This is a genomic window from Staphylococcus caeli (genome assembly GCF_051413795.1).
Taxonomy (GTDB): Bacteria; Bacillota; Bacilli; order Staphylococcales; family Staphylococcaceae; genus Staphylococcus; species Staphylococcus caeli_A.
The window spans coordinates 38237-53516 of the sequence record NZ_JBOIRQ010000012.1 but is presented as its reverse complement, the minus strand read 5'-3'; the positions used below and the strand labels follow the sequence as shown (position 1 = coordinate 53516).

Sequence of the window (15280 nt, the reverse complement as noted above, 5' to 3'; positions counted from 1 at the left end):
ATGCCAAAACGTTCATTTACAAAAGAAGATATTCATAAGTTTGCTAAAGAAGAAAATGTTAGATATTTAAGATTACAATTTACAGATATATTAGGTGTTATTAAAAACGTAGAAGTACCAGTAAGTCAATTAGAAAAAGTATTAGACAACGAAATGATGTTCGATGGATCATCTATCGAAGGTTTCGTACGTATTGAAGAATCTGATATGTATCTATATCCTGACTTAGATACATGGGTAATCTTCCCATGGACAGCTGGACAAGGTAAAGTTGCACGTTTGATTTGTGATATTTATAAAACAGATGGTACGCCATTCGAAGGTGACCCACGTGCAAACTTAAAACGCGTTTTAAAAGACATGCAAGAACTTGGATTCTCTGATTTGAATTTAGGGCCTGAGCCAGAATTCTTCTTATTCAAATTAGATGATAAAGGCGAACCTACGCTAGAATTAAATGATGACGGTGGATACTTTGACCTTGCACCAACAGATTTAGGTGAGAATTGCCGCCGTGATATCGTATTAGAATTAGAAGATATGGGCTTCGATATTGAAGCGAGTCACCATGAAGTTGCACCTGGTCAACATGAAATTGATTTCAAATACGCAGATGCAATTACGGCTTGTGATAATATTCAAACATTCAAACTTGTTGTTAAAACAATTGCACGTCAACATAATTTACATGCAACGTTTATGCCAAAACCATTATTCGGTGTGAATGGTAGCGGTATGCACTTTAACATGTCACTTTTCAAAGGCAAAGAAAATGCATTCTTTGATCCAGATGGCGACATGCAAATGACTAAAGACGCGTATCACTTTATCGCTGGTATCTTGAAAAATGCACGCGGATTCACAGGCGTATGTAATCCACTTGTAAACTCTTATAAACGTTTAGTTCCTGGTTATGAAGCACCTTGTTACATCGCTTGGAGTGGTAAAAACCGTTCACCATTAATCCGTGTACCATCTTCTCGTGGATTGTCTACACGTGTCGAAGTACGTTCAGTTGACCCAGCAGCTAACCCTTACTTAGCTTTAGCAGCTATTTTACAAGCTGGATTAGACGGTATTAAGAACAAATTAGAGGTACCAGAACCAGTTAACCAAAATATTTATGAGATGAATCGTGAAGAACGTGAAGCGGTTGGTATTGAAGACCTTCCTTCAACGTTATATACTGCAATCAAAGCAATGAAAGACAACGAACCTATCAAGAAAGCTTTAGGTAATCACATTTATAATCAATTTATAAACTCTAAATCAATTGAGTGGGATTACTACAGAACACAAGTTTCTGAATGGGAAAGAGAACAATATATTAAACAATACTAGGTGCTGAACAAAGGGGTTAAACACTAGGTATATAAGCAATCCGAGTTATTCTAAATGAATGATTCGGGTTGTTTTTTTGCACCCGCTCATTGTGTAATTTATAAAATGGGTGCAATTTGGGTGCAGAATATTTTTGAACAATTTCATAAGATAAACGATTGAGGAATATACAGGCAAAATGATATGTGAAGCAGACCAAAATAGTAATAAGCATAAAATTTAAATTAAAGAGAACAACTAATCATATTGAAAAAGAAAGAGATTAGAACATCGATGTGTCCCAATCTCTAGACGATTACTAACTAATTATTATCGGAATGATTTATCCGAATATTGCGTGCGAAAAGGGTATTAAATATAAGACAATTAATGTAAAGCTAACTAAAAAGTAAATAATAAACGCACGCAATTCTTTTGATTTTAAGAAGATAATCACCTCACTATTATAGAGTGAATATTAATAGTAAAATAATATCAACTGAAATTCAACTTAGACCAATGATTTCAATTTAATATGGATATTACAATAATAAATAGCAAAATTATTTGTCTACAATATAAACACATAGTATAATAACGCTAATAAAATAAACTTTTAAGGGGATAGAATGATGCAAGAAGTAAAATTAAAAACATTAAAAGCTGGATCATTGAGTGAATTAGAAACAAGTATTAATGATTATTTAAAGAGCGATGAAGTATCAAACTACAAACTACTGAATTCAACCGTTCGCGAAGTAGAAGAACGTACTTTTTCTGCAAATGAGCAAGAATTTCACGCTTTTTTAACTTTTACAAAAGAAGTTTAAATTGCATATTAAAAAATACTGTGAGGCGATATGCTTCACAGTATTTTTTTGTGTTTTAAAACCATAATCTTATTATGTAAACCTGTTATATAATGTATCTCCCAAAATAATGACATTTGTCATAAGTAATCTATGACATAACGCACTACTTCAATGAAAGCTATGCAGTCATAATGATATTAAGATATTAAGGGAGTGATTATATGATTAAAATCAATCATTTAACTAAAACGTATAACAGAAAGCAAGTCGTTGATAATGCGACATTTAGTATTTTAGAGGGGAAATGTACGGCATTAATTGGTCCAAATGGAGCGGGTAAGTCAACACTTATCGATATGATTATTGGAGATCGTCATCCAACCTCCGGCAATATTCAAGATGAACAAGGGCTGTTACAATCACAAAATTTAGGGATTATGTTTCAAAAAACAAATTTTCCAGATTTGATAAAAGTAAAAGAATTGTACCAACTATTTGCAAATTTATATAAAGATACGATTTCTTTAGAAAGATTTTGTATGATTACGCGATTTGATGATAATCAATTAAATCAATATGCCAATAAACTATCAGGCGGGCAAAAACGAATTCTTGATTTTGCGTTATCACTTATAGGGAAACCACAATGTGTATTTTTAGACGAACCAACAAGCGCAATGGATGTTCAGATGAGAAAACATTTTTGGAATATTGTTACAGAACTTAAAAATGAAGGTGTCACTCTATTTTATACTTCGCACTATATTGAAGAAGTAGAACGTATGGCCGATCATGTAATTGTATTAGAAAAAGGCAAAGTGATATTAAATGATAAACCTGAAACAATCAAAGATCGTCAACAAACCTCAATTATATACCTACCTTCAAAGTATCAGGCGGTAGTTGATTCAGCCGAAGAGTTAGCATATACAAGTGAGAACAATAAATTGCGTATATCAACAGATAATGTTCAAGCAATTATAGAAACATTTATAGCACATCAAATAGATTTAAATGAAATTGAAATCACTAAGGCGAGTCTGTTAGAAACGATTTTTACTGATAACGATACGGAAGGGATGAAGTAATATGATGAATTATTATTTGAAAACAGAAATTAAATTATTATTTCGAAAAAAAGTGTATTTGGTACTGTCTATATTATTATCGCTAGCTTTTTATATACTATTTACTTCAATACTTGATTTACCAGAAGCAGCCAAAAAGCCATTTTATAAAGAATATATGTATAGTATGACAGCATTTAGTTTAACTAGCTTTTGTTTAATGCAATTTCCTATAGATTTAATCAATGATAAAACAACGGGTTGGTATAAGAATTTGATGCGTACACCACTTCAATCCTACCAATATTATATGGTGAAAATCTTAAAAATGATGTTTCAATTTATCTTGGCAATTGTACTTATTTTTATTGTAGCGCACGTAATGAAAGGTGTTACAATGTCAACGTATGATTGGATGCTCTCAGGGTTTGTTTTATGGATAGGCGCAAGCACTTTTTTATCAGTAGGGGTGTTATTATCTCAGCTTAATGAAATTCAAAAAGCGAGTAGTATCGGCAATATTTTGTATTTAGGATTAGCTATTTTAGGTGGCTTGTGGTTCCCTGTGAGTCAATTTCCGGAATGGATGCGTAAAATTGCTTATGTCACACCAACATATCATTTAAAACAAATTGCATATGATATTGGAAAAGGGGACGCACTGAACTATATCTCTCTGTTCGTCTTACTTATTTATAGTATACTGTTTTTAACTGCTGCACTAATTATTCAAAAAAGAAGAGATGTGGATATATGATCAAAAAACTAAACTTAAGTATATTAGATGTATCAAGTTTAGTATATTTAATTTTTATAGTAATTCCTTTATTTACATTTGATATCAAGGGCAGCTATTGGGCATATGTTGCTATATTTATAATATTTACAATTTCCTATGTTTCTTTAGCAATATTTTCAAAAATGTTATCAACACAGTGGATATATATATGCTTAGTTATTCATTATCTAGGCATTATGTATTTTGTCTATTCACTTGGTCCTGCTACGAGCTTATATTTATTTTTCAGCTCATTTTTATTGCCATTTATATTGAAGGTAACTATGAAATCTGCAGTATTTATCATGTTTTTAATTGTGTTGCTATTGAATTTACTGATAACCTATTTAGTTGATCCGATGAGTGTAGGCTTTTTATGTATCATGTACCTTGCGATACTGTTAATTACGATTGGTAATTTTAAACAACGAGAGAATATAAAAATCAAACAAGCTTTAGAAGAAAAAAATAAACATATTAATGTATTGATTGCAGAACAAGAACGTAATCGAATTGGTCAAGATTTACATGATACGTTGGGTCATGTGTTTGCGAGTTTGAGTTTGAAATCCGAACTTGCTATTAAATTGCTTGATAGTGATCCAGAAAAAGCAAAGGCGCAGATGTTGGAAGTTAATACGATGTCGAAAGAAGCATTAAATAAAGTTCGTGCTATTGTGAATGATTTAAAAATCCAATCTTTCGAAGATGAAGTGAAATCTATGCACGCCTTATTAAACAATGCAAATTTAAATTTTAAATTTCAAAATGTTGAACTTGCGAACGGCATAAATCCTTCAAAGCAGTCTTTACTAGCGATGCTCTTAAGAGAAGCTATAAACAATATATTGAAACATGCGCAAGCAACGTGCGTGGAAGGGCGTTTAATCGACTCATCACAAGATATTACTCTTGTAATTGAAGATAATGGTGTGGGCATCGATCATCTCAAGTCTGATGATTTAAAGAGTATTAAAACACGGGTGGCCTTAATGCATGGCACATTAGATGTAAAATCAGATAATGGGTTATGTCTTACAGTAAAAATTCCAAGAGGTGAAACGCAATGATTACAATTACTTTAGCAGAAGACCAAACAATGTTAAGAGAAGCTATGGTTCAACTACTGAATTTAAATGAAAAATTAGAAGTTGTAGCGAGTACAGGTAATGGTAAGGAAGCATTAGATATAATTAAATCGGAGCAACCTCAAGTAGCTATATTAGATATTGAAATGCCTGGTATGAATGGTTTAGAAATATTACGTGAGATTAGAGATAATCACCTCAATGTCAAGGTGATTATTGTTACAACATTTAAACGTCCTGGCTATTTTGAATCTGCTGTGGCGAATGACGTTGATGCGTACGTATTAAAAGAGCGCTCAATTGATGAATTGGTAGGCACTATAGAAAAAGTTCTCAACAATGAGAAAGAGTACAGTAAATCATTGATGACTTCATTATTTACAGAAAAAAATCCACTGACACCTAAAGAACAACTCGTGTTAAAAGAAATTGGAAAGGGACTTACGAGTAAAGAAATTGCTAAAAACCTTTTCTTATCAGATGGGACAATAAGAAATTATACATCTAACATCATTGATAAACTAGAAGCTGAAAATCGCTTTGAAGCATGGAATATTGCGGAAAATAAAGGGTGGTTATAATCGTAATTCATGTTGTGAATACGAGGGATCTTAAGATAAATAAAAAACTTCTCGCTGATATATCGGTGAGAAGTTTTTTAGATTCAATATATTATTTACGCTTATTTTTTGTGATTATCGTTTGAATAATAAATACAATAAATCCGATGAAAAGCCCTAAGAAAATTGCTACTACGGCAGAAACTATTAGTGGTAAATCGAATTGATATTGTAATGTCAGTCCTATGATAATCGCGATGATGACAGCAATAATTGTAACCATGTTTTCTTTGAAAGTACTCAAATTGTTCACTCCTATCCATTTCATATTATATCATGACTTAATTCTTTAAATAAATAGATACAAAGAGAAGGTTTTTATGTTTTAGTAAAGCAATGTGTATAATGTTGTCTTGACGGTAACATTAATCTTCTATATGATGATTTGGACAATAAAATGAAGTAGGTGCAACTGTGCAATCAAAGAAAACGATGACTAGCATCGTCGTCATCATTGTTGTATTAGGCGTATTAGCATTTCAATATATCAATCATAGTGGTCCTTTTCAAAATAGTACTACAGATACTTCGTCTGGACCAGATGATACTGAAAAGGTACATGTCGAACGAGTCGTAGATGGTGATACATTGGTTGCTAAAAATACGCAAAATGAACAACTTAAAGTAAGGCTAATAGGTGTAGATACTCCTGAAACGGTGAAACCTAATACACCAGTGCAACCATATGGAAAAGAAGCTTCAGATTATTCCAAAAAACACCTTACCAATAAAGATGTATATTTAGAATATGATAAAGAAAAAGAAGATAGATATGGTAGGACACTAGCTTATGTGTGGATTGATGATAAGACGATGTTTAATGAACAATTAGTAAAAAATGGTTTGGCAAAAGAAAAATATTTTTCACCAAATGGCAAATATAGAGAAGCTTTTAAGCAAGCAGAACAAAATGCTAAAAATAAGCATCTTAATATTTGGAGTTAAAAGGTGAACATAAAAAAGGAATCCGTAATATTAGCGGATTCCTTTTTTGCTTATATAATTTGTTCGTTTGTTTAATTAAAGCGTGCAACGAGTTGTTCATATTGCGCATCAGTTAAACATTTATCTGTTGATTCAATAGTTTCTCCAATAATTTGTTGCAATGATGATTTTGAAGAAACAGTTTCAACATATTTACTTCTTGTCGCCGGTCCATCAATAATATTCACACTACCATCTGTGAAATAAACAAGCCCTACATTTTTAATGTGCTGATTTAATTTTTCATGAATTTTGGCTTCTAAAGCTTGTGTATTGGTAGATGACTGCTCAAATGGATCATGATTATAAAAATCATAAGTCACTGAATTATTCTTAATTCGTTCAATAAAGGTATAAGTCGTTGAACGTGTAGATTGAAATTGGCTATGAAATTGATTTACAATGTAGCGTCCAATCGTTTGATTAAGCGAATCGCTACTAACATTACTATCTGATTCCGTATCGTTAGCAGTAAAGTGATAAAACGTTTTTTGCTTCCAATTTTTAACATTAATATTAAAAATCCCTTTATCAGTGATGGCTATATAATCAAAAGTTCTAGCATATTCGAAAAGAGGGTGCTTCACCGCAAGATTACTTGTAGCAATGATTTCGAAATTTTGTATATGACCTTCATTTTTATATTGAGTTAAGATACTATTTAAGTCATGTTTGGCCTTTCTTAAGCCATGATGATGCGTATCATTGCTCGAATGCATGTCTAACATTTGATTCTTTAAATACGTGTTTTCGCGCGTAATTGTGCTGATTTTTGTAACTAATTGATCTTTAGCGTAGGTTTCAGTCTCCAATTTATGTTGCATTACGCGATGATTGATAATCATTATAACTACTAAAAGAATTATTATGATTATTAATATGAGTGGGAAAAACATTGATTATCATCCTAATCTTATTAAAGTTTTATTTATATCTTATTCTACGACTTTATTTAACTTTGTACAAATTATATAAATCGAGATTCTTTAGAATATGTGAATATATATAATAAAGAATGATTATTGGTAACATGTATTTTTTACCCATAAATAATTTGGAAAAACATATAAAGGGTATGTAGATTTATATTGGTTTAACTTAGTAGGAGTTACGGATATAATAATGGTATGTAAAATAAAAGATACGAGAAGGTGGCAGTCCAATTTGAGCGCTATAAGATCTTACTTTAAACAAATTATAAATACAATTCATTGGGATGATACAATCGCATTTGATAATCATCCTTTTGCTTATAGAGTAATTGATGATTTATATAAATTGAAAATCAAAATATCTGTAATTAGCTATTCAACCGATATTATTAGATATGTTTCAAAAAACACGGATTTTAATATTATTATTCCTAACGGGGTTGTTGATAGTGCGAATCATAATATTATAGGGCCTGATGTGACACAAACTTTTGCTAAATATCAAATTCAATACTATTTTGCTACGGCATCTCACATGACTGAAGACAAATTATTTCAAGACAATCAAACGATAGCTGATATGCAGCTTACATTAAATGAACGTGCTGAACAAATACTTTTAATGAATAGGCCAGAAATAATATCATCAGAATTACAACACAATTATAATGAAATTGGTTGTTTTTAACATATTTTGTGTTTTGTTTCACATTTTTATAATTAATGCATTGAAAAAAGCACCTACAAATTATATAATATGAATTATTGGAAACGCTTACTTTATCTAGGAGGTGCTTATTTGAATAATAAAAGTATTGATAATGTGAAGAATATTGTAAAGACATTAAATGAAAAAGTACCTAACTTAATTAAATTTAATGGTGAAGTTGCTAAGCAATTATTTTTGAAAGATGAGTTCAATTTAAATGGTAAAGTCGATATTAGTGTTGAAAGAAAGTTCTTAGGTGAAGTATTAAAATATATTCCTAGCGTGCATCAAATCATTTTACATGACACTGAACGGGCTTCATCTCAATATGATGAGTTAGATTTTTCTAAGATTACACATGCAGAAATTTTTGATGATGAAAAATTAATTATGACTATCATTGTTTATGATGTGAAGAATGAAGAATGGATGTTTAGATGGAATCATAATATTAGATTACCAGAAAAAAATATTTATTTTCATTCGATAAAATGGAATGTTGATTATATCAAGCCAGAAATTGTGTTAATGTATGAACTTTTAGATCCAATTGATTATCATCAATTACCTAATTATAGAAGTGTTATCGATTCATTAAGTTACTATCAATTTGTTATTTTAAGACTAGTTGTGGGTGATGAAAGAATTAATCAGGCACTTATTTCAGAGAAAAAAGCAATATAAAATCCTTCAAATCATTGAACTGTTTGTAAGAATAACAACAATGAATTTGAAGGATTTTTACTTTGTGTTAAAGCTCGTTTCAAAGTATATCAAAACTAGTTGAATTTATTTTGAAGATTAACGAATATATTACTTTTCTTGATTATATTGAATTACTATTGGAATTTTAAACACTTGCCATTATAACAATATTCATAAGTAGACTTAACTGCTTTATCAGCATCTGCAACATCTATACCAAACATGATAGATATTTCGGACGCACCTTGGTTCATCATCTTTAAATTAATCTTAGACTCAGCTAATGCATGTGTAATCGTATTGGCTGTACCAATTATTCGGTGCATACCTTCGCCTACAATCATTAATATTGCCAAATCATGCTCCACACTCAATTCATCCACGTCACATTTTGAACGTATATCACTCAACACTTGTTCTTCTTTATTCTGTATTTCTTTAGATCTCATGATAATGCTTATGTTATCAATTCCAGAAGGCATATGATCGAAAGAAATATTATAATCTTCTAAAATAGCAAGAATTTTTCTAGTGAAACCAACTTGTCTATTCATTAAATATTTTTTGATATTTAATACAGTAAACCCTTTATCACAGCTAATCCCACTAATAATATTATTGGAATTGATTTCTCTATCATGACGAATAAATGTACCAGTATCGTTTGGTTTATTTGTATTCTTAATGACAACAGGAATTCTGTCTTTGTGAAGTGGTTGTAGTGCTTCATCGTGGAAAACACCAAATCCTGCGTATGATAATTCACGCATTTCTCGATATGTAATTTCATCAATCACTTCAGGATTTTTAACAATAGTTGGATTCGCTCTAAAAATGCCAGATACATCAGTGAAATTTTCGTATAAATCAGCTCTTACACCACGTGCGACTATCGCACCAGTAATATCTGATCCCCCTCGAGGAAAAGTGACGATATAATTTTGTCTTGAGACACCAAAGAATCCAGGGATAATCAATTTTTCTTTGTAGTCTCTCAATTTATATAATGCTTCATAAGATTGATCTAAAATTTGTGCATTTTGAGGTAAGTCTGTAACTTGAATACCTGCATCTCCTGGTGAAATGTAACGGGTAGGTATGCCTTGACTATTATTATATTCAGCAATTAATTGAGCATTAAAATTTTCGCCACATGATAATAATGCGTCTAATAAACGATTAGGCTTGTCTTTTAAAGTAGAAATATAATTTTCTAATGTTTGGTCAATCTTGGCTAATAATCCATCGTGCATATGTAATGATTCAATAATATCGGCATATCGTTGGATAATTTCTTGTTTTTTAGAAGCATAGTCTAAATCTTGAATTACTTTTTCATATAAACGAATGAGTAAATCTGTTGTTTTTACGTCTTCCGCATGTCTTTTTCCGGGTGCAGATACGATAATTATCTTTCTGTTATCGTCCGAATTTACAATATTGAGTACTTTTTTAATTTGTTCTGCATTTGATACAGAACTACCTCCAAATTTGGCAACTTTCATAGTAGATACCAACCTTTCTAAAAAATCAGAAAATTTTGTTTAGTTTTTATCACTGGAGTGATAGGATAGATATAAGATTAGTAGTTTCGAACTTTACAAAAAGAATGAATGAACTTATACTATACCATATTCAAGTATTTTTCAACTGTACAATTGTATTTTTAAGAAGAACAATCGGAGGAATGAAAACATGAAAGAATTAAACGTCGCTTTACTCGGTTTAGGAACTGTAGGGTCTGGTGTAGTCAAAATTATAGAAGAAAATCGAGCACAGATTAAAGAAACAATGAATAAAGATATTAATATTCGACACATTTTAGTCAGAGATAAATCAAGAAAACGCTCAATAAATGTGTCGAATTATCATTTAACTGAAGATATCGATGAAATTTTAAATGACGAGAGTATTGATATCATCGTTGAAGTAATGGGTGGTATTGAACCAACAGTAGATTGGTTGAAACGTGCATTGAGTCAAAAGAAACATGTTGTAACAGCTAATAAAGATTTATTGGCAGTACATTTAAACGTCTTAGAGGATTTAGCGCAAAAAAATGATGTTGCGCTTAAATACGAAGCAAGTGTTGCAGGTGGAATTCCAATTGTTAATGCAATTAACAATGGTTTGAACGCGAATAATATAAGCAAATTTATGGGTATTCTAAACGGAACATCTAACTTTATTCTAAGTAAAATGACGAGAGAATCGTCATCATTTGAAGATGCATTAGACGAAGCTAAAGCCTTAGGGTTTGCAGAAGCAGATCCTACTGATGATGTAGAAGGTATCGATGCTGCGAGGAAAGTTGTTATTACTTCCTATTTATCATTTAACCAAGTGATTAATTTAAATGATGTAGATAGACATGGCATAAGTGATGTAGAACCTTCAGACATACAGGTTGCAGATAAATTAGGCTATAAGATTAAATTAATCGGTAAAGGTACTTATGAGAACGGTCAAGTACAAGCGTCGGTTGCCCCAACTTTAATACATAAATCACATCAACTTGCTGCAGTAGAAGACGAATTTAATGCTATTTATGTAATCGGTGATGCAGTAGGTGAAACGATGTTTTATGGTAAGGGTGCGGGAAGTTTAGCAACGGGCAGTGCAGTTGTTAGTGACTTATTAAATGTAACGTTACATTTTGAATCAAATTTACACACACTGCCACCACATTTTGAATTAAAAACTGAGAAGACCAAAGCAATAATGGAAGATGCTGATACGGTTTCATTAAAAGATAAAGCAAGTTACTATTTTGTTGTGCAAACGGATGGACAAGATGCTAATAAAGTTGAAACTGCATTAAAAGGTAACTTACCATTCCATAAATCGTTAAATATTACTGAACGAGATGCACATACTGCCGGTATCGTAATTATTGGTATTGATGAAGATCCTGAATCAGCAATTACAGAAGCAGGATATATCGTTAAGAAAATTTATCCAGTTGAAGGGGTTTAATTATTATGAAAAATTGGCAAGGTTTAGTAGAAGAATTCAAGTCATATTTACCAGTAAATGAAGCAACACCATCATTATCATTGAACGAAGGGCATACGCCGTTAATTTATTGTGAAGCTATGTCTAAAATGCTTGGCATCGAATTACATGTGAAATATGAAGGTGCAAATCCTACAGGTTCATTTAAAGATAGAGGTATGGTCATGGCGATGGCGAAAGCCAAAGAAGAAGGAAAGAAAATAGTGATTTGCGCTTCAACAGGTAATACATCAGCGTCTGCTGCTGCATATGCAGCGCGTGCTGGTTTGAAAGCAATTGTAGTTATTCCAGAAGGGAAAATTGCCCTAGGTAAATTATCTCAAGCAGTAATGTATGGTGCAGAAATTGTTTCAATCGAAGGAAACTTTGATGAAGCATTGGAAATTGTTCAAGAAGTGGCAAAAAATGGAGAAATTGCATTGGTCAATTCTGTTAATCCTTACCGTATTGAGGGACAAAAAACAGGTGCTTTCGAAGTTATCGAGCAATTAGGTGGTGCTGCCCCAGATATTTTATCTATTCCAGTGGGAAATGCTGGTAATATTTCAGCATACTGGAAAGGCTTTAAAGAATATCATGAAAAAAATGATACTCAGTTGCCGAATATGTATGGGTTTCAAGCTGAAGGTGCATCGCCTATCGTTCAAAATAAAGTTGTAGCGCAACCTGAAACAGTTGCTACAGCGATTAGAATAGGTAATCCTGCAAGTTGGGATAAAGCTACACGTGCACTTGAAGAATCCAACGGGTATATCGATAGTGTGACAGACGATGAAATTTTAGAAGCTTATCAATTAATGGCACGTAAAGAAGGTATCTTTAGTGAACCAGCTAGTAATGCCTCCATTGCAGGACTAATTAAATTACATCGTGCAGGTAAATTACCTCAAGGTAAAAAAGTTGTTTCTGTGTTAACAGGAAATGGACTCAAAGATCCTGACACGGCTATTTCATTATTAGATAATCCAATTAAACCATTGCCAAATGATAGACAAAGTATTTTGGATTACATCAAAGGGGCTCTATAGCATGAAAGAAGGTTTATTTTTAAAAATACCGGCATCTACTGCAAATTTAGGTGTCGGTTTTGATTCTATTGGTATGGCTTTGAATAAATATTTATATTTGACGGTCACAATAAATGAAGACAACAAGTGGTCATTTCACCATATTGGGCCCAATGTTGATGGCTTACCAACGGATGAAAGCCATTATATTTTTCAAATTGCTCAAATGGTTGCGCAAAAACATGATGTAAATTTGCCAAATTTAAAAATAGAAATGCGGAGCGAAATTCCATTGGCACGCGGTTTAGGATCTTCAGCATCTGCCCTGGTTGGCGCATTATATATCGCGAATTATTTTGGTGATATTGAATTGTCGAAATATGAATTACTGCAACTTGCGACTGAATTTGAAGGACATCCAGACAATGTTGCACCGACAATTTATGGTGGTTTGGTATTAGGATATTATAATCCTGAAACGAAAGTAACAGATATTTCATATATTGATACACCTAAAGTAGATATCATTATTACAGTGCCACCTTATAAACTAAAAACGAGTGATGCTAGACAAGCGTTACCTGATACATTTTCACATACAAAAGCTGTACAAAATAGCGCGATTAGTAACACAATGATTAGTGCTTTAATTCAACATAACTATCAACTAGCGGGTAAAATGATGGAGCAAGACGGATTCCATGAACCTTACAGACAACATTTAATTCCAGAATTCAAGGAAATTAAACGCATTGCTAAAGACTATGCAGCTTATGCAACAGTAATTAGTGGTGCAGGTCCGGCTGTACTTACTATGATTGCGCCTGAACGAAGTGGTGAATTGGTACGTACTTTAAAATCAGAATTTAAACATTGCCGTTCTGAACTAGTAACAATTAACGAAAGCGGTGTTTCAACAAAAGTGTTGTACGAATCTCTTTAATTTGTTGTAATATAAAGTGAAGATGTTGAAGGGAGAAGGACTGCATGAGTAAGTATAAAATGATTGTAATGGATATGGATGATACATTGATGAATGAAGTGAATCAGATGAGTCCAGAAACAGAATCCTATTTATTAGAAGTACAAGAAAAAGGCTACAGAGTAGTATTGGCTTCAGGTAGACCTACAGAAGGTATGTTACCGACAGCTAAGTTATTAAAATTAGACGGTTTCCAAAGTTATGTCATTAGCTATAATGGTGGGAAAACTGTTAATGTTGCCACTGAAATAGTGGAAAAGAGTCGTGGTATCACTAAAACAGATTTTGATGCTATAGTCGATTTTTGTAGAGAACATCAATTATTTGTATTAACTTATCATGAAGGTCAAATCATATTTGAAGGTGACCATGAATACATGAATATTGAATCAGAACTAACGGGATTACCGATGAAGCGTGTTGGTGATATGAAAGCCTATATTCAAAATGATGTACCAAAAGTAATGGGTGTTGATTATGTGCCAACAATATCTAAATTACAGACAGAGCTAGGTGGTCATTTTAATGAAACGGTTGATGTGACAACAAGTAAACCCTATTTCTTAGAATTTATGGCAAAAGGCGTTTCAAAAGGAAATGCTGTTACAGCACTATGTGAACAACTAGATATTCAATTGTCGGAAGTTATTGCCTTTGGTGACAGTTCAAATGATATTTCAATGTTAAATGTAGTTGGACATGCAGTTGCCATGGGGAATGCAAACGATAAAGTGAAAGCTGTTGCAGATGAAGTTACTTTAAGTAATAGTGACAATGGGATTCCACACACACTTAAACAAATATTAAAATAGTATCTAAAAAAGGTTCAGACATTAACGATGTCTGAACCTATTTTGCATAAAAGTTATTTAGCAGTATGTGTCCACTCATTTTTGCCACGATGTCTTTTCACATGTGCATAAACATTGTCAGCTGCATAATCTAGATTTGTATAAACAGTGATGGAAAAAGCCGATTGATTCTCTTCAAATGCTTCTTCTAAAAATAAATCCTTGAGATGATCAAATAAGCGTTCCATTTGAGCATGATCTAAACTACTATATTCCCGTAAAGTACGTTTGATTAAGCGTTGGTTACGATCTTCAAGTGATTGTACAACAATAACGAAACGTTCTTCTGTTTCTAAAATGTCATCGAATAAATTCGTTTGTCCAATCATAATTTCCACCTCTAGGTAAGTTCATTATTTATGTGTATTATACTATATTTCTTTCGACCTGAAAATATTAGTGACTGAAGT

At 32.2% G+C, this 15280-nt stretch carries 17 protein-coding genes; 13 read left to right on the top strand and 4 right to left on the bottom strand.

Translation table 11 applies throughout. The features are described from left to right. From glnA to ACSULM_RS07745, 6 genes are all read left to right on the top strand, one after another. On the top strand, window positions 1–1341 hold the full coding sequence (gene glnA, locus ACSULM_RS07770) for a type I glutamate--ammonia ligase (RefSeq protein ID WP_436853753.1): 1341 nt from the start codon (window positions 1–3) through the stop codon (window positions 1339–1341). A 611-nt stretch (window positions 1342–1952) separates the two neighbouring features. Continuing rightward, window positions 1953–2150 carry a hypothetical protein gene (locus ACSULM_RS07765; RefSeq protein WP_436853754.1) on the top strand — a complete coding sequence of 66 codons (198 nt, stop codon included), beginning with the start codon at window positions 1953–1955 and terminating at the stop codon, window positions 2148–2150. Between the two features lie 203 nt (window positions 2151–2353). Next, the gene (locus tag ACSULM_RS07760) at window positions 2354–3220 is read left to right on the top strand and encodes an ABC transporter ATP-binding protein (RefSeq protein WP_436861883.1); all 867 of its coding nucleotides are present in this window, start codon (window positions 2354–2356) and stop codon (window positions 3218–3220) included. A 1-nt stretch (window position 3221) separates the two neighbouring features. Then, the gene (locus tag ACSULM_RS07755; protein ID WP_436861882.1) at window positions 3222–3956 is read left to right on the top strand and encodes an ABC transporter permease; all 735 of its coding nucleotides are present in this window, start codon (window positions 3222–3224) and stop codon (window positions 3954–3956) included. Continuing rightward, entirely contained in the window at window positions 3953–5047 is a 1095-nt protein-coding gene (locus tag ACSULM_RS07750) for a sensor histidine kinase (RefSeq protein WP_436861880.1), read from the top strand. The genes ACSULM_RS07755 and ACSULM_RS07750 overlap by 4 nt, the downstream gene beginning before the upstream one ends. Further along, window positions 5044–5646, top strand: a complete 603-nt coding sequence (locus ACSULM_RS07745; RefSeq protein ID WP_436861879.1) for a response regulator transcription factor — start codon at window positions 5044–5046, stop codon at window positions 5644–5646. Before ACSULM_RS07750 ends, ACSULM_RS07745 begins: the two co-directional genes overlap by 4 nt. Before the next feature lie 91 nt (window positions 5647–5737). Here ACSULM_RS07745 and ACSULM_RS07740 read toward each other — a convergent pair whose 3' ends face one another. Continuing rightward, a complete protein-coding gene (locus tag ACSULM_RS07740) occupies window positions 5738–5929 on the bottom strand; it encodes a hypothetical protein (RefSeq protein ID WP_069995823.1) in 192 nt (63 codons plus the stop codon). A 170-nt stretch (window positions 5930–6099) separates the two neighbouring features. Between ACSULM_RS07740 and nucI the strand changes: the two genes are divergently transcribed. Next, window positions 6100–6630, top strand: a complete 531-nt coding sequence (gene nucI / locus ACSULM_RS07735; protein WP_436861878.1) for a thermonuclease NucI — start codon at window positions 6100–6102, stop codon at window positions 6628–6630. A 71-nt stretch (window positions 6631–6701) separates the two neighbouring features. Here nucI and ACSULM_RS07730 read toward each other — a convergent pair whose 3' ends face one another. Then, window positions 6702–7565 (bottom strand): hypothetical protein, encoded by an 864-nt coding sequence (locus tag ACSULM_RS07730; RefSeq protein ID WP_436861876.1) that lies wholly within the window; start codon window positions 7563–7565, stop codon window positions 6702–6704. Window positions 7566–7833: 268 nt separating this feature from the next. Between ACSULM_RS07730 and ACSULM_RS07725 the strand changes: the two genes are divergently transcribed. Both ACSULM_RS07725 and ACSULM_RS07720 read left to right on the top strand, forming a co-directional pair. Then, window positions 7834–8289, top strand: coding sequence for a hypothetical protein (locus tag ACSULM_RS07725; protein ID WP_436861874.1), 456 nt, complete (start codon window positions 7834–7836; stop codon window positions 8287–8289). A gap of 111 nt (window positions 8290–8400) precedes the next feature. Then, on the top strand, window positions 8401–8994 hold the full coding sequence (locus ACSULM_RS07720) for a hypothetical protein (RefSeq protein ID WP_436861873.1): 594 nt from the start codon (window positions 8401–8403) through the stop codon (window positions 8992–8994). 155 nt (window positions 8995–9149) lie between these two features. On the opposite strand, the gene ACSULM_RS07715 is transcribed toward ACSULM_RS07720, so the two are convergent. Further along, window positions 9150–10520: an aspartate kinase gene (locus ACSULM_RS07715; protein ID WP_436861872.1), complete on the bottom strand. Its 1371-nt coding sequence runs from the start codon at window positions 10518–10520 to the stop codon at window positions 9150–9152. Between the two features lie 190 nt (window positions 10521–10710). Between ACSULM_RS07715 and ACSULM_RS07710 the strand changes: the two genes are divergently transcribed. From ACSULM_RS07710 to ACSULM_RS07695, 4 genes are read left to right on the top strand one after another with little or no spacing between them, the layout of a single operon-like run. After that, the gene (locus ACSULM_RS07710; protein ID WP_436861870.1) at window positions 10711–11991 is read left to right on the top strand and encodes a homoserine dehydrogenase; all 1281 of its coding nucleotides are present in this window, start codon (window positions 10711–10713) and stop codon (window positions 11989–11991) included. A 5-nt stretch (window positions 11992–11996) separates the two neighbouring features. Beyond that, on the top strand, window positions 11997–13058 hold the full coding sequence (thrC, locus tag ACSULM_RS07705) for a threonine synthase (protein ID WP_436861868.1): 1062 nt from the start codon (window positions 11997–11999) through the stop codon (window positions 13056–13058). Between the two features lies 1 nt (window position 13059). Further along, window positions 13060–13980, top strand: a complete 921-nt coding sequence (gene thrB, locus ACSULM_RS07700; protein WP_436861867.1) for a homoserine kinase — start codon at window positions 13060–13062, stop codon at window positions 13978–13980. A gap of 44 nt (window positions 13981–14024) precedes the next feature. Beyond that, on the top strand, window positions 14025–14831 hold the full coding sequence (locus tag ACSULM_RS07695; RefSeq protein WP_436861866.1) for a Cof-type HAD-IIB family hydrolase: 807 nt from the start codon (window positions 14025–14027) through the stop codon (window positions 14829–14831). A gap of 53 nt (window positions 14832–14884) precedes the next feature. Here ACSULM_RS07695 and ACSULM_RS07690 read toward each other — a convergent pair whose 3' ends face one another. After that, complete coding sequence (locus tag ACSULM_RS07690; RefSeq protein WP_436853768.1) at window positions 14885–15199, bottom strand: hypothetical protein; 315 nt, start codon at window positions 15197–15199, stop codon at window positions 14885–14887. Window positions 15200–15280: the final 81 nt, after the last annotated feature.

Excerpts from the sequence above, each read along its gene's own strand:
- ACSULM_RS07750 (WP_436861880.1), top strand. The coding sequence starts at position 3,953 with ATGATCAAAAAACTAAACTTAAGTATATTAGATGTATCAAGTTTAGTA.
- ACSULM_RS07760 (WP_436861883.1), top strand. The coding sequence starts at position 2,354 with ATGATTAAAATCAATCATTTAACTAAAACGTATAACAGAAAGCAAGTC.
- ACSULM_RS07745 (WP_436861879.1), top strand. The coding sequence starts at position 5,044 with ATGATTACAATTACTTTAGCAGAAGACCAAACAATGTTAAGAGAAGCT.
- thrC (WP_436861868.1), top strand. The coding sequence starts at position 11,997 with ATGAAAAATTGGCAAGGTTTAGTAGAAGAATTCAAGTCATATTTACCA.
- ACSULM_RS07695 (WP_436861866.1), top strand. The coding sequence starts at position 14,025 with ATGAGTAAGTATAAAATGATTGTAATGGATATGGATGATACATTGATG.
- thrB (WP_436861867.1), top strand. The coding sequence starts at position 13,060 with ATGAAAGAAGGTTTATTTTTAAAAATACCGGCATCTACTGCAAATTTA.
- ACSULM_RS07765 (WP_436853754.1), top strand. The coding sequence starts at position 1,953 with ATGCAAGAAGTAAAATTAAAAACATTAAAAGCTGGATCATTGAGTGAA.
- ACSULM_RS07715 (WP_436861872.1), bottom strand. The coding sequence starts at position 10,520 with ATGAAAGTTGCCAAATTTGGAGGTAGTTCTGTATCAAATGCAGAACAA.
- ACSULM_RS07690 (WP_436853768.1), bottom strand. The coding sequence starts at position 15,199 with ATGATTGGACAAACGAATTTATTCGATGACATTTTAGAAACAGAAGAA.
- glnA (WP_436853753.1), top strand. The coding sequence starts at position 1 with ATGCCAAAACGTTCATTTACAAAAGAAGATATTCATAAGTTTGCTAAA.
- ACSULM_RS07755 (WP_436861882.1), top strand. The coding sequence starts at position 3,222 with ATGATGAATTATTATTTGAAAACAGAAATTAAATTATTATTTCGAAAA.
- ACSULM_RS07710 (WP_436861870.1), top strand. The coding sequence starts at position 10,711 with ATGAAAGAATTAAACGTCGCTTTACTCGGTTTAGGAACTGTAGGGTCT.
- ACSULM_RS07730 (WP_436861876.1), bottom strand. The coding sequence starts at position 7,565 with ATGTTTTTCCCACTCATATTAATAATCATAATAATTCTTTTAGTAGTT.